The 20,430-nt window shown below is 67.8% G+C and carries 14 protein-coding genes; 9 read left to right on the top strand and 5 right to left on the bottom strand.

The window, feature by feature from the left end; translation table 11 throughout:
• Positions 1-17 precede the first annotated feature (17 nt).
• Positions 18-2,369, top strand: a complete 2,352-nt coding sequence (rnr, locus tag FK527_RS14495) for a ribonuclease R (RefSeq protein WP_425460454.1) — start codon at positions 18-20, stop codon at positions 2,367-2,369.
• Between the two features lie 21 nt (positions 2,370-2,390).
• Here rnr and FK527_RS17620 read toward each other — a convergent pair whose 3' ends face one another.
• Positions 2,391-4,088 (bottom strand): NAD(P)H-hydrate dehydratase, encoded by a 1,698-nt coding sequence (locus FK527_RS17620; protein ID WP_246072830.1) that lies wholly within the window; start codon positions 4,086-4,088, stop codon positions 2,391-2,393.
• Between the two features lie 203 nt (positions 4,089-4,291).
• Here FK527_RS17620 and FK527_RS14480 point away from each other — a divergent pair, with 203 nt between their 5' ends.
• From FK527_RS14480 to FK527_RS14455, 6 genes are all read left to right on the top strand, one after another.
• Positions 4,292-5,800, top strand: coding sequence for an MFS transporter (locus FK527_RS14480; RefSeq protein ID WP_425460453.1), 1,509 nt, complete (start codon positions 4,292-4,294; stop codon positions 5,798-5,800).
• Positions 5,801-5,944: 144 nt separating this feature from the next.
• Positions 5,945-8,392 (top strand): Tex family protein, encoded by a 2,448-nt coding sequence (locus tag FK527_RS14475; RefSeq protein ID WP_144735254.1) that lies wholly within the window; start codon positions 5,945-5,947, stop codon positions 8,390-8,392.
• Positions 8,393-8,408: 16 nt separating this feature from the next.
• Positions 8,409-9,254, top strand: coding sequence for an HDOD domain-containing protein (locus FK527_RS14470; protein ID WP_144735252.1), 846 nt, complete (start codon positions 8,409-8,411; stop codon positions 9,252-9,254).
• Positions 9,255-9,555: 301 nt separating this feature from the next.
• A complete protein-coding gene (gene ahr, locus FK527_RS14465; protein WP_144735250.1) occupies positions 9,556-10,569 on the top strand; it encodes an NADPH-dependent aldehyde reductase Ahr in 1,014 nt (337 codons plus the stop codon).
• A gap of 12 nt (positions 10,570-10,581) precedes the next feature.
• Entirely contained in the window at positions 10,582-11,562 is a 981-nt protein-coding gene (locus tag FK527_RS14460; RefSeq protein ID WP_144735248.1) for an aldo/keto reductase, read from the top strand.
• Positions 11,563-11,585: 23 nt separating this feature from the next.
• Positions 11,586-12,413 carry an SDR family NAD(P)-dependent oxidoreductase gene (locus tag FK527_RS14455; RefSeq protein ID WP_144735246.1) on the top strand — a complete coding sequence of 276 codons (828 nt, stop codon included), beginning with the start codon at positions 11,586-11,588 and terminating at the stop codon, positions 12,411-12,413.
• Positions 12,414-12,442: 29 nt separating this feature from the next.
• Here FK527_RS14455 and FK527_RS14450 read toward each other — a convergent pair whose 3' ends face one another.
• From FK527_RS14450 to FK527_RS14440, 3 genes are all read right to left on the bottom strand, one after another.
• Positions 12,443-15,295 carry a chemotaxis protein CheW gene (locus tag FK527_RS14450; RefSeq protein ID WP_144735244.1) on the bottom strand — a complete coding sequence of 951 codons (2,853 nt, stop codon included), beginning with the start codon at positions 15,293-15,295 and terminating at the stop codon, positions 12,443-12,445.
• Positions 15,296-15,477: 182 nt separating this feature from the next.
• The gene (locus FK527_RS14445; protein WP_144735242.1) at positions 15,478-16,029 is read right to left on the bottom strand and encodes an NUDIX hydrolase; all 552 of its coding nucleotides are present in this window, start codon (positions 16,027-16,029) and stop codon (positions 15,478-15,480) included.
• Positions 16,030-16,105: 76 nt separating this feature from the next.
• On the bottom strand, positions 16,106-16,804 hold the full coding sequence (locus tag FK527_RS14440) for a fumarylacetoacetate hydrolase family protein (RefSeq protein WP_144735240.1): 699 nt from the start codon (positions 16,802-16,804) through the stop codon (positions 16,106-16,108).
• Between the two features lie 129 nt (positions 16,805-16,933).
• On the opposite strand from FK527_RS14440, the gene pgeF reads away from it, so the two are divergent.
• Both pgeF and FK527_RS14430 read left to right on the top strand, forming a co-directional pair.
• On the top strand, positions 16,934-17,863 hold the full coding sequence (pgeF, locus tag FK527_RS14435) for a peptidoglycan editing factor PgeF (RefSeq protein WP_144735239.1): 930 nt from the start codon (positions 16,934-16,936) through the stop codon (positions 17,861-17,863).
• A gap of 265 nt (positions 17,864-18,128) precedes the next feature.
• Positions 18,129-19,829, top strand: coding sequence for a PHA/PHB synthase family protein (locus tag FK527_RS14430; RefSeq protein ID WP_144735237.1), 1,701 nt, complete (start codon positions 18,129-18,131; stop codon positions 19,827-19,829).
• Positions 19,830-19,880: 51 nt separating this feature from the next.
• Here FK527_RS14430 and FK527_RS14425 read toward each other — a convergent pair whose 3' ends face one another.
• The gene (locus FK527_RS14425; RefSeq protein WP_144735235.1) at positions 19,881-20,339 is read right to left on the bottom strand and encodes a RidA family protein; all 459 of its coding nucleotides are present in this window, start codon (positions 20,337-20,339) and stop codon (positions 19,881-19,883) included.
• Positions 20,340-20,430 lie beyond the last annotated feature (91 nt).

Here is a 20,430-nt window from a genome sequence, read left to right as displayed (position 1 = left end):
TTCAGGAAAGAATGAAATTGTACACGAAAAAAACCGCTTCAGTCACCACCTCGAGCGCGGGCGCCATACAAAGTCGCCTGACCGACGAGATCGTGGGTACGGTGCAGGGGCACCGCGACGGCCATGGCTTCGTCATCCGCGACGATGGCGAGCCCGACATCTATCTGCCGCCGAATGAAATGCGCGCTGTGCTGCACAAGGACAGGGTGCGCGTGCGCATTGCGCGCCACGACCGGCGCGGCCGCCCCGAGGGGCATGTGCTCGAGATCATCGAGCGTCCGCCGCAGCCCATCATCGGGCGCCTGCTGCAAGAAAGCGGCGTGTGGCTCGTCGCGCCCGAGGACAAGCGCTACGGGCAGGACATTTTGATCCCCAAGGGCGCGACGGGCAGCGCGAAGCCGGGGCAGGTGGTGGTGGTGCAACTGACCGAGCCGCCGGCGTTGTTTGGCCAGCCCGTGGGGCGCGTGAGCGAGGTGCTCGGCGAGGTCGATGACCCGGGCATGGAAATCGAAATCGCCGTGCGCAAATACGGCGTGCCGCATGTGTTTTCGCCCGAGTGCCTGGCCGAAGCCAAGGCCTTGCCCGACAAGGTGCGCGCGCAGGACAAGCGCAATCGCATAGACCTGACCGACGTGCCGCTGGTCACCATAGACGGCGAAGATGCGCGCGACTTCGACGACGCGGTCTATGCCGAGCCTGCGCGCGTGGGGCGCAGCAAGGGCTGGCGCTTGCTTGTGGCGATCGCCGACGTGAGCCACTACGTCACAACCGGCAGCGCCATAGACACCGACGCCTACGAGCGTGCGACGAGCGTGTATTTCCCGCGCCGCGTGATCCCCATGCTGCCCGAAAAGCTCAGCAACGGGCTGTGCTCGCTCAACCCGCAGGTCGAGCGGCTGTGCATGGTCTGCGACATGCTCATCACAGCCAAGGGCGAGGTGCACGCCTACCAGTTTTACCCTGCGGTGATGCGCAGCCATGCGCGCTTCACCTATACCGAGGTGGCGGCGATCTTGGCCAACACGCGCGGGCCCGAGGCCGCGAAATACGCCGAGCGCGTGCAGGACTTGCTGCACCTGCACGACGTCTATCGGGCGCTGCTGCAGGCGCGCCAGGCGCGCGGCGCGGTGGACTTCGAGACCACCGAGACGCAGATCATTTGCGACGAAAACGGCCGCATCGAAAAAATCGTGCCGCGCACGCGCAACGAGGCGCACCGCCTGATCGAAGAAGCCATGCTCGCGGCCAACGAGTGCAGCGCCGACTTCATCGCCCAGGGCGGGCACGCCAGCCTGTTTCGCGTGCACGAAGGCCCCACGCCGGAAAAGCTCGAAGTGCTGCGCAACTACCTCAAGGCCATGGCCGTGGGCATGTCGATCAGCGAGAACCCGCGCCCCGCGGAATTCCAGGCCATCGCCGAGGCCACCAAAGCCCGGCCCGATGCGCAGCAGATCCACACCATGCTGCTGCGCTCCATGCAGCAGGCGATCTACACGCCCTACAACAGCGGCCACTTCGGCCTGGCGTTCGAGGCCTACACGCATTTCACGAGCCCCATACGGCGCTACCCCGATTTGCTGGTGCACCGCGTCATCAAGGCTATCCTGGCGGGCAAAAAATACCGTCTGCCTGCTTTGCCCACGCCGGGCGAAGCCCAGTTCAAGCTCGCCAAGCGCCTCGCAGGGCGTGCGGCAGCGGGCGCGCAGGCCGAGGCGCCGGTGCGCATAGACCCGGAGCTGCTCGCCTGGGAGGCCGCGGGCCTGCACTGCAGTGCCAACGAGCGCCGTGCGGATGAGGCCAGCCGTGATGTGGAAGCCTGGCTCAAGTGCAAATACATGCGCGAGCACCTGGGCGAGGAGTTCAGCGGCGTGGTCAGCGCGGTCACGGGCTTTGGCATCTTCGTCACGCTCGACGCCTTGTACGTCGAGGGGCTGGTGCACATCACCGAGCTTGGCGGCGAGTATTTCCGCTTCGACGAGGCACGCCAGGAACTGCGCGGCGAGCGCACGGGCATACGCTATGGCATAGGCACGCGCTTGCGTGTGCAGGTCAGCCGCGTCGATCTGGACGGGCGCCGCATCGACTTTCGTCTCGTGCGCGAGGGTGAGGATCGCCCGGCGCGCAGCGCCAAGGACAAAAGCGAAAAAAGCGCCGACAAAGCCACGGCGCGCGAAGTACCCAATGCCGCGCCCGATGCCGCACCCGATGGGGCGCCCCATGCAGCGAACGAATCAGGTCGGCGCACGCCGCGCAAGCGCGAGAAAGAGCCCGAAGCGTCAGGGCTCGAACGGCCCGCAGCACGCACCAGCCGCAAGACCACGAAGAAGACCGGCAAAGACACTGCGGGAAAACGCAGCCCGCGGCGCTGACGTGACGCTGCCCGGAGCGGCTCAAACACCCAGGCTGCGCGCCAAAGCCCCTGCCGTGAGCGTGCGCCCCGCGGGCCACTGGTCGGCGACCTGGCCGTGCTGGTACACGGCGGCGCACGCGGCTTGCAAGGCCGCGTGTCCGGCGGCAAGGCGCGCACCGATCAGGCCCGCGAGCACGTCGCCCGTGCCGGCGGTGGCCAGGCGTGCATTGCCGGTGGGGTTGATGCTGGGCGCTGCGCCGGGTGCTGCGACGACGGTGCCCGAGCCCTTGAGCACGGCCACGCACTGAAAGCGCTCGGCCAACTCGCGCGCGGCGCGCAGGCGGTCGGCCTGGACTTGCGCGGCGCTGATTCCCAGCAGGCGCGCGGCTTCGAGCGGGTGTGGCGTCAATATGGTGGGCTGGCCGCGGCCCGCGCGTGCGGCGAGCAGCGCCTGCAGCGGCGGCGCTGCGGCAATGGTATTGAGCGCGTCGGCGTCGAGCACGAGCCGCGCGGCGCGTTCGAGCACCGCGGGCAGCACGGCGCGCACGGCTTCGCCGCCACCGCAGCCGCACACCACGCTGAGCTGCTCGAGCGCGAGCGCCTCGAAGCGGCGCAGCATGAGTTCGGGCTGCTGCACATCGACGGCCAGGCCTGCGTCGTCGAGCAGCGCGAGCAGCACGCGCCCGGCGCCGCCGTGCAGCGCGGCAGAGGCGGCCAGCAGCGCGGCGCCCGTCATGCCCAGGCCGCGCCGCGCGAGCCCTTCGCCGCCCACCACGGCCACGTCGCCATAGCTGCCCTTGTGGCTCGCGTGCGCACGCGGCGCGGGTGCGGGCGGGCCGCTGAGCCAGGCGCTCGCGGGCACGCTGGCATCGTTGGGCGCCACGCCTAAGAGCCTGTCGGGCTTTGGAATCGTCGGCTGCGAATGCGCCGCAGCGGCCCATTTTTTACCGTCTTCTTGCCCCATAGCACCACTATGGAGCGGCGAATCCGGCAAAAACTGGCCTCGCTGGGGCGCATTCTCGCTTTCGACGCCCAAAGTCCGACAGGCTCCCAAATCGTCGAACCACAGCGTGCCGCAGGCGTCGCGGCCTTCGCAGGTGAACAGGCCGGGTTTGAGCGTGAGCAGGCTCAGCGTGTGGCGCCGGTTTTCAGCATCAAAATGGCCTTTTATGCCCGTGGAATAAGCGCTAGGAGCTTCTGAAAGAATAGCTTCCGGGCGCAGCCAGCGGCCCGTGTCCGCGTTCAGGCCCGTGGGCAGATCGACGGCCAGGCAGGGCGCGGGGCTTGCCGCCATGTGTGCGAGCCATGCGGCCATGCGCCCTTCGGGCGCGCGCGTGACGCCGATGCCGAGCAAGGCGTCTATGCACAAGTCTTGCGCCAGCAACGCGGGCGGCTCTTCGGCAAAGCATACGCCGGCAGCGCGCGCGCGTGCGAGCGAGGCGCGCGCGTCGGCGGGCGCATGGGCTTCGTCGCCTAGCCAGGTGACCACGGGCGCGAGCCCCCATTGGCGCAGGTGCATGGCGGCTTCGAGCCCGTCGCCGCCGTTGTTGCCAGGGCCGCAGGCGACCCACACGGTGCGCGCGTGCGGCGCGAGCGCCAGCGCCAGCCGCGCCACGGCCAGCCCTGCGCGCTGCATCAGGGTGTGCGGCGGCAGCGCGGCGGCAGCGGCTTGTTCGATGCGGCGCGTGGCGGCGGTGTCGTGCAGCGGGTAGGGGGCGGACGGTGTAATGCGCAGCATGGCGGAGCAAAGAAGGCAATGGGAGGGAAAAGTCGGCGGTTGGGATTGTGCGCTGCCTTGCGCCGCCACGAGCACCCTGGACTTGCCTGCAAGCCTGTTGCAGACCAAAGGCTGGCGCAAAAGCATGCGAAACGCACAGCGACGCATGCGGGTTTGCAAGTTTTTCGCACGCGATCGGGCGGGCGTGGTGACAATCCGCGGCTATGCGTTTTTTTCCTGCCCATGCCACAGGGGCGGCCAGCACCGCTGCCGCGGCCGTCGCCACTTCTAGCCCTGAAAATACTTCCGCCTCCAAGCCGACCGGGGCATTGCCGCACAAGCCCGACGAACCCGAGCGCGCGAGCAGCCTTGCCATGCTGGTGGTGGTCTGTGGCATCGCCGCGGCGGTGCTCGACGCGAGCATCGTCAATCTGGCGCTGCCCGGCATCGCGCAGCAATTGCAGGCCGACGCGGCGCAGGCCATCTGGGTGCTCAACGCCTACCAGATGGCCACGCTGGTGATGCTGCTGCCGCTGGCGGCGCTGGGCGAGCGGCTGGGCTACCGGCGCGTGTACCTGGGCGGGGTGGTCTTGTTCACGCTGGCCTCGCTGGGGGCGATGCTCGCGCATTCGCTCTGGGCCCTGATCCTGGCGCGTGCCGTGCAGGGCCTGGGGGCCGCCGGCATCATGAGCGTCAATTCGGCGCTGGTGCGGCTCATTTACCCGCGCACGCTGCTGGGGCGGGGCATGGCCATCAATTCGATGGTGGTGGCGGTGTCGTCCGTGGCCGGGCCGGCGGTGGCGGCGGCGATTTTGTCGGTGGCCTCGTGGCCTTGGCTGTTTGCGCTCAACCTGCCGCTAGGGGCGTTCGTGCTGTGGCTGGGGCGGCGCGCTTTGCCGTTCAATGCGCACCCGCACCCGCACCCGCACCCGCTCTCGAGCGCGCAGCGCCTGGGCTGGCTCGACGTGCTGCTCAACGTGTTGATGTTCAGCCTGGTGTTCCTCGGCGTCGATCAACTGGGGGTGCGCAGAGAGCAGGCGGCAGGTGTGGACGCCGGGCTGGGCTGGATGCTGCTCGCCGCGGGCGTGCTGGTGGGCTGGGTGTACCTGCGGCGCCAGCGCCAGCTTGCCGCGCCCTTGTTTCCGATCGACTTGCTGCGCATCCGGGTGTTTGCGCTTTCCATGGCTTCGTCCGTAGGGGCGTTCTGCGCGCAGACGCTGGCGTATGTAGCGCTGCCTTTTTTGCTGCTCGACACCTTCGGGCGCACGCATTTGCAGGCGGGTTTGCTGATCTCGGCCTGGCCCTTGGCCATCGTGGCGGTGGCGCCGCTGGCTGGGCGGCTGATAGGGCGCTACCCCGGCGGGCTGCTCGGCGGCATAGGCATGGCGGTGTTTACCGGCGGGCTGCTGCTGCTCGCGCTGCTGCCGGCGCAGCCGACGAATCTGGACATGGTCTGGCGCCTGGCGCTGTGCGGCGCGGGCTTTGCGCTGTTCCAGTCGCCCAACAACCACACCATCGTGACCTCGGCGCCCTTGCACCGCAGCGGCGCGGCCAGCGGCATGCTGGGCACGGCACGGCTCACGGGGCAGACGCTGGGCGCGGTGGTGCTCGCGGCTTTGTTTTCGCTGTGGCCTGCGCAGCTCGGGCGTGCGCCCATCGCGGCGCTGTGGGTGGCTGCGGGCTTTGCGGCGTTGGCGGGCGTGACGAGCACGCTGCGCGTGCGCGACGCATGAGCAAAGAGTCTGGGTAAAAAACGGCTTTTGTTGAGAAGATAAAAGCGCTTGCAGATATGCTTTTGAGAGCGTTTCGCGCGTGCCTGATGGTGCCGGCGTGTGGCACACTCGCGCGTTTCCCGTGTCCGTTTTCGTTACAGAACCATGGAATCCATCGTCCGGCAGCTTGCCGAAGAAATCCGCATTTCCGAGGCGCAGGTGCGCGCCGCCGTCGGTTTGCTCGACGGCGGGGCCACGGTGCCCTTCATCGCGCGCTACCGCAAAGAGGCCACGGGCGGGCTCGACGACGTGCAGCTGCGCGAACTCGACGCGCGCCTGGCCTACCTGCGCGAGCTGGCCGAGCGGCGCGTCGCCGTGCTCAAGAGCATAGACGCGCAGGGCAAGCTCACCGACGCGCTGCGCGCCGCGATCACCGCCGCGCCGACCAAGCAGGAGCTCGAAGACCTGTACCTGCCGTTCAAGCAAAAGCGCCGCACCAAGGGACAGATCGCGCGCGAATGCGGGCTCGAGCCGCTCGCAGACCTGCTCTGGGCCGACCCGACGCGCGACCCGGCGGTGGCCGCGCAGCCCTTTTTGCGCGCGCCCGAGCTGCTCGAAGACGGCAAACCGGGGCCGGATTTTTCCAGCGTGGCGGCGGTGCTCGACGGCGTGCGCGACATCCTGAGCGAACGCTGGGCCGAAGACGCGGCGCTCGTGCAGGCCTTGCGTGCCTGGCTCTGGGACGAAGGCGTGCTCGCGAGCCGCAAGATCGAGGGCAAGAATGAAAACGACCCCGAGGTCGCCAAGTTCCGCGACTATTTCGACTATGCCGAGCCGATCCGCCGCGTGCCCTCGCACCGCGCGCTGGCCGTGTTCCGCGGGCGCGCGCTCGAAGTGTTGGACGTGAAGCTGCTGCAACCCGCAGAGCCCGCGCCCGGCCAGGCGAGCCTGGCCGAAGGGCGCATCGCGCTGCACCTGGGCTGGAGCCACAGCGGGCGCGCCGCGGACGACCTGCTGCGCAAGTGCGTGGCCTGGACCTGGCGTGTCAAGCTCAGCCTGGCGCTGGAGCGCGACCTGTTCACACGCTTGCGCGAAGAGGCCGAGCAGGTGGCGATCAAGGTGTTTGCCGACAACCTGCGCGACCTGCTGCTCGCCGCGCCTGCGGGCCCGCGCGTGGTCATGGGGCTCGATCCGGGCATACGCACGGGCGTCAAGGTGGCCGTGGTCGATGCCACGGGCAAGCTCGTCGCCACCGCCACGGTGTATCCGCACGAGCCGCGGCGCGACTGGGACGGCGCGCTGCACACGCTCGCGCAGCTGTGCCAGCGCCACGGGGTGCAGCTCATCGCGATCGGCAACGGCACCGCGAGCCGCGAGACCGACAAGCTCGCGGCAGAGCTCATCGCCTTGATGCAAAAACAGGCGCAAACGCAGGTGGGGAGTGCGCAAGCAGCTCTACAAAAGATAGTCGTGAGCGAAGCCGGCGCATCGGTCTATTCGGCCAGCGAGTACGCCGCGCAGGAGATGCCCGACGTCGATGTGAGCCTGCGCGGCGCCGTGAGCATCGCGCGGCGCCTGCAGGATCCGCTCGCCGAGCTCGTGAAGATAGACCCCAAGAGCATAGGCGTGGGCCAGTACCAGCACGACGTGAACCAGAGCGCACTCGCGCGCACGCTGGACGCGGTGGTCGAAGACTGCGTGAACGCCGTGGGCGTGGACTTGAACACGGCGAGCATGCCGCTGCTCGCGCGCGTCTCGGGGCTCTCGCCCAGCGTGGCAGGTGCCGTGGTGCGCTGGCGCGAGGCGCATGGGGCGTTTCGCAGCCGCCGGCAGCTGCTCGAAGTCACGGGCCTGGGCCCCAAGACGTTCGAACAAAGCGCGGGCTTTCTGCGCATCCGCGGCGGCGACAACCCGCTCGACATGACCGGCGTGCACCCCGAAACCTACCCCGTGGTCGAGCAGATCATCGCGCGTGTCGGCAAACCCGTGGCCGAATTGATGGGGCGCGCCGAACTGCTGCAAAGCCTGCGCCCCGAGCTGTTCGCGAACGAGCGCTTCGGCGTCATCACGGTGCGCGACATCCTCGGGGAGCTCGAAAAACCCGGCCGCGACCCGCGCCCGGACTTCAAGGTGGCGCGTCTGCAAGAGGGCGTGCACGACATCACCGACCTGCGCGAGGGCATGGTGCTCGAGGGCACGGTGAGCAACGTGGCGCAGTTCGGCGCCTTCGTCGATCTGGGCGTGCACCAGGACGGCCTGGTGCACGTGAGCCAGCTCGCGCACAAGTTCGTGCACGACGCGCGCGAGGTGGTCAAGACCGGCGCCATCGTGAAGGTGCGCGTGCTTGAAGTCGATGTGCCGCGCAAGCGCATCAGCCTGACGATGAAGCTGGACGCTGCCCCTGCGCAGCCGGGCGCAAGGCGTGGCGCCGAGCCGCATGCGTCGGGCGCCGCAAGCGGCCAAGGCAGTCAAAACAGCCGCAACGGTCCAAACAGCCAAAGCGGCCCGCGCTCCGCCGGCCCCAGCCGCTACACGCCGCGCAATGCAGAACCCGCAGCGCCCTCGGCCATGGCCGCAGCCTTTGCCAAGCTGCAGCAGGGCAAGGGCCGCTGAGGCCGGCCGCTAGCCCATGTCTGACGATGCCTTGCCCGAGCTCGATGCGCTGCTGGCCAGTAGCGCCCAGCTGCCCGCACTGCCGCGCAGCGCGGCGCTGCTGCTGGCCGAGCTTGCGCACGTGCAGCCCCAACTGCGCCGCTTGAACCTGCACTTCGGGCAAGACCCGGTGCTGGCTGCGCGCTTGCTGGCGCTGGCCAATGGCCCGGCGTTCCAGATGGCGCGTCAGGTATCCGGCATCCCCGAGGCGCTGGCGCTGGCGAGCGCGCAGCAGCTGCGCACCCTCGTGGCCGCGGCCCCGCTGGGCACCGCGGCGCAGGCCATGCCTGGTGTCAGCCTGGCGCAGTTCGCGCGCTACAGCCAGCTGACGGCGCGCCTGGCGCGTGCGCTGGCGGGCGTGTTGCTGCAAGACCAGGTTGCCGCCTACACCGTGGGCCTGCTGCACGGCCTGGGCGAGCTGCTTTTGCACCTGTGCATCCCGCAAGAAATGGCTGCCATCGATGCGCTGGTGCCGCCACTCGATGCGCGGCGCAGCCTGGTCGAGCAGCAGATCCTCGGCTACGGCTACGAGGAAGTGAGCGCGCGCCTGGCCGAGCGCTGGCGCTTGCCCGCGCGGGTGGTCGAAGCGCTGCGCTACCAGAATGATCCGCTTGCGGAAAACGCCTGCGAGCCGCTCGCGGCCATCGTCCACCTGGCCTCCTGGCGCATGCGCGCGCACCTGGCGAAGCTGGACGAAAAGCAGATGGCGGACAGCTTTCCGGGCGACGTGGGAGTCATCCTGGGCCTGGACATAGACATGGTGTTGCAGCAGGACCCTTTCGACTGGCGGCGCGGGCAATCGGCGGAGGATGTGGTGGTTTGAACCCAGATTGTCCATTAGGCGGTGCTGCGCACCTACGCGGGTGCTGGCGGACGTCTGACGGTCATTTTGGCCGCGGCTTCGTTGTTCGTGGCACCACCACGAACTCCTCAGCCGCAACCAAACTGCCTCGCCATCATCCCATGTCCTAATGAACCCTTTGACCGCGGGCCCGCTTGCAACGGGCGGCGGCGAATACCCTACGGAGCAGTGAAGTCTTCGCGACTGCACATGCCAACATCCCTCGTGCTCGGTTATCGTATCAAGGGTTTTCCCTTATCCATAACTCTTGTGGAGTCTCATAATGGGCATGATCAAATCCTGGGCCGCCAAGGCCGCCGGACAAGCGCTCGAGCGTTACGACTACGATCCCGGCCCGCTCGGCGCCGAAGAGGTAGAAATCGCCGTCGAATACTGCGGTGTCTGCCATTCGGACTTGTCGATGATCGACAACGAATGGGGCATGGCCAGCTTCCCGCTGGTGCCTGGCCACGAGGTGGTGGGCCGTGTGGCGGCGTTGGGCAGCCAGACCAAGGGCTTGCAGGTCGGCCAACTCGTCGGCTTAGGCTGGACGGCCGAAAGCTGCATGCACTGCCACAGTTGCCTGGGCGGCGACCACAATCTGTGCGCCCACGCAAAACCCACCATCGTGGGGCACCACGGTGGCTTCGCCGACCGGGTGCGCGGCCACTGGGCCTGGGTCGTGCCGTTGCCCGATGGGGTGCGCGCCGAAGTGGCCGGGCCGCTGCTGTGCGGCGGCATCACGGTGTTCAACCCGCTGCTCGAATTCAACATCCTGCCCACGAGCCGCGTGGGCGTGGCCGGCATAGGCGGCCTGGGCCACATGGCGCTGCGCTTTGCGCGCGCCTGGGGCTGCGAGGTCACGGCCTTTACCTCGAGCCCGGACAAGGCCCAGGAAGCGCAGCAACTCGGTGCCCACCGTGTCGTCTCCAGCCGCGACGGTGCCGCAATCCGCGCCATCGCGGGGCAGCTCGATCTGATCCTCGTGACCGCGAATGCTGCGCTCGACTGGGACGCTGTGCTCACGGCGCTTGGGCCGCGCGGGCGGTTGCATGTGGTGGGCGCGGTGCCACAGCCCATTCCCGTGCCGGCGTTTGCGCTGATCTTCGGGCAAAAGCAGGTGTCGGGATCGCCCTCGGGTTCACCGACCGCGATTGCACGCATGCTCGACTTCTGTGCGCGCCATGCGATCGAGCCCATGGTGGAGCTGTTTCCCATGTCGCAGGTCAACCAAGCCCTGGAGCGCCTGCGCTCGGGCAAGGTGCGTTACCGCGCGGTGTTGCGCAATGATTTTTGAAAGGCAATGGCAATGCAAGAACGTCAATTGGGTACATTGAAAGTTTCGGCGCTTGGGCTTGGCTGCATGGGCATGTCCGAGTTTTACGGCGCGGGCGACGAGGCCGAGGCCATCGCCACCATCCACCGCGCGCTCGACCTGGGTGTGACGCTGCTCGACACCGCCGACATGTACGGCGTCGGGCGCAACGAGGAGCTCGTGGGGCGGGCCATCCGTGGGCGGCGCGAGCAGGTGGTGCTGGCGACCAAGTTTGGCAACGTGCGTGCGCCCGATGGCAGCTTTGTGCGCATCGACGGTCGCCCCGAGTACGTGCGCGCCGCCTGCGAGGCGAGTTTGCGCCGCCTCGGCGTGGAAACCATCGATCTGTACTACCAGCACCGTGTCGATCCGAACACCCCGATCGAGGACACGGTGGGTGCGATGGCCGAGCTCGTGCGCGCAGGCAAGGTACGCCATCTCGGCCTGTCCGAGGCCGCGCCCGAGACGATTCGGCGCGCGCACGCGGTGCACCCCATCACCGCCTTGCAAACCGAGTATTCGCTGTGGAGCCGCGACCCTGAGGACAGCATCTTGCCCACGGTGCGTGCCTTGGGCATAGGCTTCGTGGCCTACAGTCCCTTGGGACGCGGCTTTCTGAGCGGACAGATCAAGCGCATCGAAGACCTGGCCCCAGACGACTATCGACGCAACAGCCCCCGATTTCAGGGTGAGAACTTCACACGCAATCTGGCGCTGGTAGCCGAGATCGAAGCCATGGCGCGCGAAAAAGGCTGCACGCCCGCGCAGCTCGCGCTCGCCTGGGTGCTGGCGCAAGGGCAGGACATCGTGCCCATCCCGGGCACCAAGCGGCGCCGCTACCTCGAGGAAAACCTGGGTGCCCTGACCGTGAGTTTGAGCCCGCAGGACCTCGAACGCATCGACCGTATCCTGCCCCCCGGCGCTGCCGCGGGCACGCGCTACGCTGCGGCGCAGATGCAGGCGCTCAATCGCTGACCTTGCAACGTAAAGGTTGTGTCATGGACACTTGCACGGCGGATGCTTTTTTGCACGAGCGCGTGGCCATCGTCACGGGCGGCGGGCGCGGCATGGGGCGGGCGATGACCCTCGCCCTCGCCGCGGCGGGAATGCATGTGGTCGCCACGGCGGCACGCGAGCGCACCGAGGTCGAGGCTGTAGCCCAAGAGGCACAGCGCCAATGTGCTCAGGCGCGTGTGCTGCCTTTGTGCGCCGACGTCACGCGCGAGGACGACTGCATGCGCGTGGTGGCGGCGGCGCTGCAGCGTTTCGGGCGGCTGGATGTGCTCATCAACAACGCCGGACGCGGCATGAAGTACGTGAGTCCGCAATTTTTGACGCAGCCCACGCGTTTTTGGCAGACCGACCCTGCGGTCTGGCGCATGGTGATCGACACCAACGTAAACGGGCCGTTTTTCATGGCGCGCGCGGCAGTGCCGGCCATGCTGCGCGCGGGCTGGGGCCGCATCGTCAACCTCTCGATGAACCGCGAAACCATGCGCCGGCGCGGTTTTTCGCCGTATGGCCCCTCGAAGGCAGCACTCGAATCCGAGACCATCATCTGGGCTCAAGACCTCGCTGGCACGGGCGTCACCGTCAATGCACTGCTGCCCGGTGGCGCAACGCACACGGGCATGATTCCCGAGGGCGTGGAGGCGTCGGTGTATGCCGGCTTGCTGGCGCCCGAGGTGGTGGTGCCACCGCTGCTTTGGCTGCTGTCGCCAGCTGCCGATGCCGTCACCGGCAAACGCGTGGTTGCAAACCGCTGGCGTGCCGACCTCGACGGCGACGCGCGAGCGCGCGAGGCGCTTGAAGACGCGGGTTGCTGAGGCCAGGCGCGCGGGCTGTGCACGCCACCTCAGGCCACGCGCAAGGAAGCCATGCCCTGAACGCCGCGCTCGCGGCTTGCCGGCGCCTGCTCCGGCATGCTGCTTATGCTGGCTTGCGCATCCTGCACCGCAGACAGCGTGCTGCTGCGCAGCGCCTGCAGGAGCCGCCCTGCGTCCAGGCACTGCACGAGTAGCGGCGGCTCGCCCGGGGCTGGGTCGGGCTGGATCAGCGCGGTGACGAGCTGCGCCTGGTTGCCCAGCACGTTGGGCGCGTCGAAGATGCGCGTGCGCGCAAAGGCCGTGACGCCGTGCAGTTCGTTGACCAGCAGGCCGACGCGCCGGCCTGCATGCTCCAGCACGATGACCTGGCTGTCCGGCGTGATCTCGGAGGGCGCGCCGCGCAGCAGCTGGCCCAGGTCGAACACCCAGACATAGCCGGTGACGCTGCCGTGCGCCTTGCGCGCGAGCGTGCCCACGCAGTAGGGCATGCGCCCGGCGGAGACGGCCGCGATGGCGCTTGCGGGCAGGGCTTCGAGCACTTCCTCGGCCTTGAACGCGAACAGGCCAGCGTCGATGAAGAAGGTCGCCATTTCCTGCGCCTCGGCCTGGCCCACGTCGGCCGTGAGCACGGTGCGGCGGCGCTGCACGGCGTCCAGGGCCCCGGCTTGCACCGCGCCCAGCGACTCGAACGAGAGCGCGAGCACGTCGTCGCGGTAGCCGTCGCTGCGCTTGAACTCGCGGTAGCCGTGCGAGGCCGAGCAGCCGACGATGCAGTAGTGCCCGTCGTGCACCATGGCGCGCGAGGTGCTGTGGCCGTTGGGCAGCGCGAGCAGGTCCGCCGGCAGCGCGATGGTGTGGCCCGGCGGGCGCGCGGGGTCGGTGCTCGCGATGACGTGGCCCGTGCGGTGCACGAACACGGTGTGCGTGTTCGGCTTGCTGGCCGTGGCGCCGCGCAGCATGGCGTCGAACTCCACGCTGGAGTTGAACACGATGCCTATGCCGCCCACGACTTCGCTGGCGGCGCCGGGCGCGCGGATCGCGGCGTGATAAACGTAGGTCAGGCGCCCTTCGTCGAGCGGTGAGGCCTGCCAGGGTGAGACGTGGTAGGACTGCGTGTCGGGCAGCGTCAACACCGCTGCGAGCGTGGCCGGGTCTATGCGGGTGCCGAGGAGCCTGTCGGACTTTGGAATCGTCGGCTGCAAATGCGCCGCAGCGGCCCATTTTTTACCGGCTTCTTGCCCCATAGTGCCGCTATGGGGCGGCGAATCCGGCAAAAACTGGCTTCGCTGGGGCGCATTCTCGCTATCGACGTCCAAAGTCCGACAGGCTCCTAGCACCGAGCTGCCGTCCTTGCATGTGGGGCGGCTCGCGGCGACGATGCGGCCCGTGCGGTCATAGACCACGAGGCGCGTATAGACCGTGTAGAGGCTGTTGATGTGCTCGAGGATGCGGCAGGCCGTGGTCACGTCTTCGGCCCGCAGCTTGCCCTGCGCGGCGTCGGCGAGCAGGGCGCGCAGCTCGGGCGTGAGCGCCCACCAGCGGCAGTCGTTGGCGCGCTCGTAGAGGTTGCGGTCGAGCAGATCGACGAGCAGCTGCGTGAGGAACATGCTGTCGCGCATGCGCGAGCTCAGCACGGTGTCATACAGGTCGCGGATCGACTGCGTGAACACCTCGTTGGTGCGTGCGCCGGTCTCGCCGATCTGCTCGAGCACGGCCTTGAGCTTTTGCGCCGCGCCTTGCTTGCCCGCGGTCATGACCTGACCGTTCCAGACCACGCGGCGTATGGTGTCGGCCGCGGTGACGATTTCATACAGCGGCGGGCAGAAGGTCTTGGCGTGTGCGAGCAGCCCCTGCGCAATCGCCGGGTCGAGCGCATCGATGGTGCGCTGCAGCTTGGCCGAGAACGCGAGCTCCACGGGCACCATGACCTGCCCCTTCCAGCCCGGCGGGCCGGGGTAGCCCTGGTAGCCTTGCGCTGCCACCGTGCGCACCAGATAGGTGCGCCCGCCGTGCACCAGCAACTGCGGCGCAGCGCCGAGGTTCACGGGCACCTGCGCGCCCACGGGAATCCACAACGCGTCGCTGCTCGCGATCACGCAGTCGTCGGCGTCGAGCAGCAGCGCGATGTTGCGCTGGTTTCTGCCCTGGCGCGCATGGAAGATGCCCTCCATTTCGCTGTGAAAGGCAAAGCTCAGGCACAGCACGCCCGCAGGCTGGCCGGTGCGCGGGTCGAGCATGCGCTGCGAGTAGATCAGCGCGTGCTCCTTGCCGGGGCGCAAGGGCGTGGCGCGGAAGGTCTCGACGTGGCCCGCGCTGGCGAGCGTCTGCGCGATCAGCGGGTCGTGGCTGCCTTCGACGGGCGCGTCCTCGTCGATCTGCGCGAGCACGGCGCCCTCGCGGTCGAGCAGCATGATTTCGTCATAGACCGTGTATTTGTTGCGGTACTCGCGCAGGCGCTGCAGCACGGGGCCAGGGTCGGTGGTGATGCCGGCGACGAAGCGGCACAAATCCTGGTCGGTGGCGAGAAAGCCCACGTCGGCCGTGCGTTCGTAGAGGTTGCGCACCACGATGTCGATCACATGGTGCGCGTGCGTGCCGATTTCGGCCATGACTTCGCCGAGCGACTCCTGCACCAGCGAATGCACGAGGTCGCCCTCGAGGCGCTGAAAGCCCGCGCGCGTGGCAGCCATCATGGGCAGGATGCTGTGCGCCTCTTCGGGGCAGTTCATCTTGGCCGAAGCTTCTATGAGGCGCCACATCAGATTGAGCTCGCGCAGCGCGCTCTCGCAGCGCACCACGTCGCGCATGAAGGGGATGAAGGTGTCGGTGTTGACGCTGCTGCCGCTGGGGTCGCTCGCGCCGTCGCTGTTGCCGTGGGCCATGGTGTGCTTTCCTTTTTGCGCTGGGGGCCTGCGGTAAGAACGGGTTCTAAGGCAGGTGTCGTTACTTCTTGAAACGACCCATGCAAGAGGCTTGCCAGCCTGCGGGTATGGCCGCGCAAAAAAGAGAAAAGCGCAGCGCGCTGGCTCGGGTGCAGCGTGGCGGCCACTGCAGCCACGCGGGGCTATTCGATGTCTATGCAGTGCAGCCCGAAGCTGCCGCGCTTGCGGTCGGCAAAGTAGCAGCGCAGCGTCTCATTGACGGTGCGAAAGGCGATTTCGTCCCAGGGCACCTCGTCTTCGCTGAACAGGCGCGCCTCTATGGTTTCGTGGCCGGGGTTGAACTGGTCGCTGAGCAGCGTGGCGAGGTAAAACAAATGCACCTGGCCCACGCGCGGCACGCTGAGCAGGCTGAACAGCGGGCCCATCGTGATATGCGCGCCGGCTTCTTCCTCGGTTTCGCGTGCCGCCCCTTCGGCGGTGGTTTCGTCGAGCTCCATGAAGCCTGCGGGCAGCGTCCACTTGCCCCAGCGCGGCTCGATGTTGCGCTTGCACAGCAGCACGCGGCCATCGGCAAATACGGGCACCGTGCCCACGACGTTGAGCGGGTTTTCGTAGTGGATGGTGCCGCAAACGGTGCACACGGCGCGCTCGCGCGTGTCGCCGTCGTCCGGCAGGCGGTACGCCACGGCGGCGCCGCAGGCGCGGCAATGCTTGATGGGGCTGCGGAAGGTCATGCCAAAATTTTGAATGAAAAACGCGTTTTACGCTTATATGACGGTCGCTACCAGCTATTTAAAAAATAGCAATTCCTCAGACGACTTGCACGCGCAAAGGCGTGAGGCCATCGACACCGCATTCGATCACGTCGCCGCGCAGCACCGCGCCCACGCCTTCGGGCGTGCCGGTGTAGATCAGGTCGCCGGGCTGCAGCGTCCAGGCGGCCGAGAGGTGTTCGATGGTTTCGGCCACGTTCCAGATCATTTGCGCGATCTGGCTGCGCTGGCGCTCGGTACCGTTCACTTGCAGCCAGATCGCGGCCTGCGCGAGGTCGCCCACCTGGGGCGCGGGCGTGATCGGCGCGATCGGCGCGCTGTGCTCGAAAGCCTTGCCTATGGACCAGGGGCGGCCTTGTTTTTTCATCTCGTTTTGCAGGTCGCGCCGCGTCATGTCCAGGCCCACGGCGTAGCCGAACACATGCTGTAGCGCATCAGCCGCACGGATGTTGCTGCCGCCCCGACCCAGGGCGACGACGAGTTCGACCTCGTGGTGCAGGTTGGCCGTGAGGCTGGGATAGGGCAGCGCGCCGGTATCGCCGGCTGGCACGGCGAGCACGGCGTCGGCAGGCTTGAGGAAGAAAAACGGCGGCTCGCGCCCCGTGAAGCCCATCTCTTTGGCGTGCTCGGCGTAGTTGCGCCCCACGCAATAGATGCGGTGCACGGGAAAGCGCTCGGCGCGGCCGACGATGGGCACGCTGGCGATGGCGGGGGGAGGGAAAACGTAGTGCGTCATGCAAAAACTCGGCGGGCTGCGGGGAATTTGGGGGCTGCGTGTGCGGCGCGCAGGCTGGCGACACAGCCCGCAGTGTGCCATGGCACCGCCGCCTGCGCGGGCTGGCGCTGCGCGGTTATGCTGCCGGCCATGGCCACGCCTTTTGCTTCCTCTCCTGCTGTCGATACCGCGCTGCCTGCGGATTGGCTGATCCCCGACTGGCCGGCGCCGCCCGGCGTGCACGCGCTGTGCAGCACGCGCGCGGGCGGCGTGAGCGTGTCGCCCTACGACAGCCTGAACCTCGGCGACCACGTGGGCGACAGCCCCGCCGCGGTGCAGGCCAACCGCGCGCGCCTGCAGGCTGCGCTGCACCGCATCACGCCGGGCACGCGCCCCGTGTTTCTGCGCCAGGTGCACGGCGCGCGCGTGCTGCAGCTCGACGCCGCCACGCCCGACGGTGCCGAGGCCGACGCCTGCGTCAGCATGCAGCCTGCGCTTGCCTGCACCATCATGGTCGCGGACTGCCTGCCGGTGCTGCTCGCGCACCGCTCGGGCGCAGTCGTCGCGGCGGCACATGCGGGCTGGCGCGGGCTGGCGGGGCAGGGCGGGGTCGGGGTGCTGGAGCGGGTTTTCGAGCGTTTTTGTGCTCTAGACGAGTCACAGCAAGCGCGAGCAGCTATTAACAGTGAAGCGCCGGAAACTGTAGCCGCCGGCACGCTCGCCTGGCTCGGGCCCTGCATAGGGCCGCAGGCTTTCGAGGTTGGGGCCGAAGTACGCGCGGCTTTTTGCGCGGCCGATGCGGCGGCAGAGCGTTTTTTCATGCCCTCCGGGGCTGGGCATTTCCTGGCCGACCTCGCGGGCCTGGCGCGCCAGCGGCTGCGCGCGCTGGGCATCACGCAGATTTTTGGCAACGGCGGCAGCCCGGCGTGGTGCACGGTGACGCAGGCCGCGCGGTTTTTTTCCTACCGGCGTGACCAGCGGCTTGCAGGCGGCAGCGGCCGCTTCGCCGCGTGCATCTGGCGCGCGGAGGTGGCAAGCCAAATGCCGGGCGAGGCGGCGGGCGAACTGCGCCGCGATTGACCGCTATGGATTTGTGTAAGGCTAGGAGCCTGTCGGACTTTGGGCGTCGAAAGCGAGAATGCGCCCCAGCGAGACCAGTTTTTGCCGGATTCGCCGCCCCATAGCGGGACTATGGGGCAAGAAGCCGGTGAAAAGTGGGCCGCTGCGGCGCATTCGCAGCCGACGATTCCAAAGTCCGACAGGCTCCTAGGTCTGTGCTGCCGTAAAGATCGGGCATGATTGCGCCCTATCGTCCATGGTTTTGCACAATTCCGAGGAGGCATCGATGAATTCCCCCGCGTCTTTTTGGGGCGTTGGCACCCAGCCGCCCGCCTGGCTGGGGCAGGGCTGGGCACAGGCGCTGCAGGCTTTCGAGCAGTTGAAACTGCCGGCGCCCGTGCCCGGCGCGGCGCCGCTGCGCTTTGCGCCCGAAAAGCTGCAGGCGCTGCAGCAGCAGTACCTGGAGGAGGCGCGCGCGCTCTGGGCGCAGAGCCTGCAGGGCAGCATCCCCAGCCTGCAAGACAGGCGCTTCAGCGGTGCGGGCTGGGCCGAGAACCCGATGGCGGCCTACACCGCGGCCGTGTACCTGCTCAACGCGCGCACCCTCATGGGTCTGGCCGAGGCGCTGGAGGCCGACGCGAAAACGCGCGCGCGCATCCGCTTTGCTATAGACCAATGGCTGGCCGCGATGGCGCCGAGCAACTTTCTCGCCTTCAACGCCGAGGCGCAGAAAAAGGCCCTGGCCACCCAGGGCGAGAGCATCGCCAAAGGCTTGCAGAATCTGCTGCACGACATCAGCCAGGGCCACGTGTCCATGACCGACGAAAGCCAGTTCGAGGTGGGCCGCAACGTCGCCACGACCGAAGGCGCCGTGGTGTTCGAAAACGAGCTGTTCCAGCTCATCGAATACAAGCCGAGCACGGCCAAGGTCTATGAGCGCCCGTTTTTGCTCGTGCCGCCCTGCATCAACAAGTTCTACATCCTCGACCTGCAGCCTGACAATTCGCTGGTGCGCTACGCCATAGAGCAGGGGCACCGCACCTTCATGCTGAGCTGGCGCAACCCCGATGCGAGCCTGGCGCACAAGACCTGGGACAACTATGTCGAAGACGGCGCCATGGCCGCGATCGAGGTGGTGCGCAACATCACCGGCGCGGCGCAGATCAACGCGCTGGGCTTTTGCGTGGGCGGCACGATTTTGAGCAATGCACTCGCCGTGCTCGCGGCGCGCGGCGACGAGCCCGTGGTGAGCGCCACCTTTTTGACCACGCTGCTGGACTTTACCGACACGGGCATCCTCGACGTGTTCATTGACGAAGCCTTCGTGCGCCTGCGCGAGCTGCAGTTCGGGCAGGGCGGCGTCCTGCCGGGAATGGAGCTGGCTTCGACGTTCAGCTTTTTGCGCCCCAACGACCTGGTGTGGAACTACGTGGTGGGCAACTACCTCAAGGGCGAGACCCCGCCGCCCTTCGACCTGCTGTATTGGAACAGCGACAGCACCAACCTGCCGGGGCCGTTCTACGCCTGGTATTTGCGCAACTTCTACCTCGAAAACAAGCTCGTCAAGCCGGGCGCGCTCACCGTGTGCGGCGAGAAGATAGACCTGAACGCGCTGCAGCTGCCCGTGTATATCTACGGCTCGCGCGAGGACCACATCGTGCCCATCCACGCCGCTTACGCCTCCACGCAGGTGCTGCCTGGGCCCAAGCGCTTCGTCATGGGCGCGTCGGGCCATATCGCGGGCGTGATCAACCCGCCGGCCAAGCAAAAGCGCAGCTATTGGTCGCGGGAGGATGGGCAGTTTCCGCCCACGCTCGAAGAATGGCTCGCGGGCGCCACCGAGCATCCCGGCAGCTGGTGGCCCGACTGGGCGCAGTGGCTCGCGGGCCACGCGGGCAAGCAGATCGCCGCGCCCAAGGCTTATGGCAAGGGCAAATTCAAGCCCATAGAGCCCGCGCCGGGGCGCTACGTCAAGCAAAAAGCGTAGCTGCCGGCGGCAGGTACCTTGCGGCTTGCGGCGCTCTGCGGGCTCAGCCTCTCAGGAGAGTTCCGCGATCAGCTCGATCTCCACGCACGCGCCCATGGGGATTTGCGCGACGCCGAAGGCGCTGCGCGCGTGCGCGCCCTTGTCGCCAAACACCTCGGCCAGCAGCTCGCTCGCGCCGTTGGTCACGAGGTGCTGTTCGGTGAAGTCGGGGCTGGAGTTGACCAGGCTCATCACCTTGACGATGCGCTGCACGCGGTTCAGGTCGCCACCGGCTGCGGCCTGCAGCGTGCCCAGCAGGTCTATGGCCACGGCGCGCGCTGCGGCCTTGCCCTCTTCGGTGCCCAGGTTGCGCCCGAGCTGGCCAACCCAGACTTTGCCGTCCTTGCGTGCGATGTGGCCGCTCAGAAACACCAGCTTGCCACTTTGCACATACGGCACGTAGGCGGCCGCGGGCACGGCGACGGGGGGCAGGGTGATGCCGAGTTTTTGCAGTTGTTCATAGACGTTCATCGGTGCTCCTCGTGATGTGAAATGGGTAAGGGATGCGGGAGCGTGTAAGTGTTGCACAGCGCGGGCGATGCCGTGGCGTGGGCGCCCCATC

This window comes from Extensimonas perlucida (genome assembly GCF_007655255.1).
GTDB lineage: Bacteria > Pseudomonadota > Gammaproteobacteria > Burkholderiales > Burkholderiaceae_C > Extensimonas > Extensimonas perlucida.
This window is presented reverse-complemented; position numbering and strand designations above follow the sequence as displayed.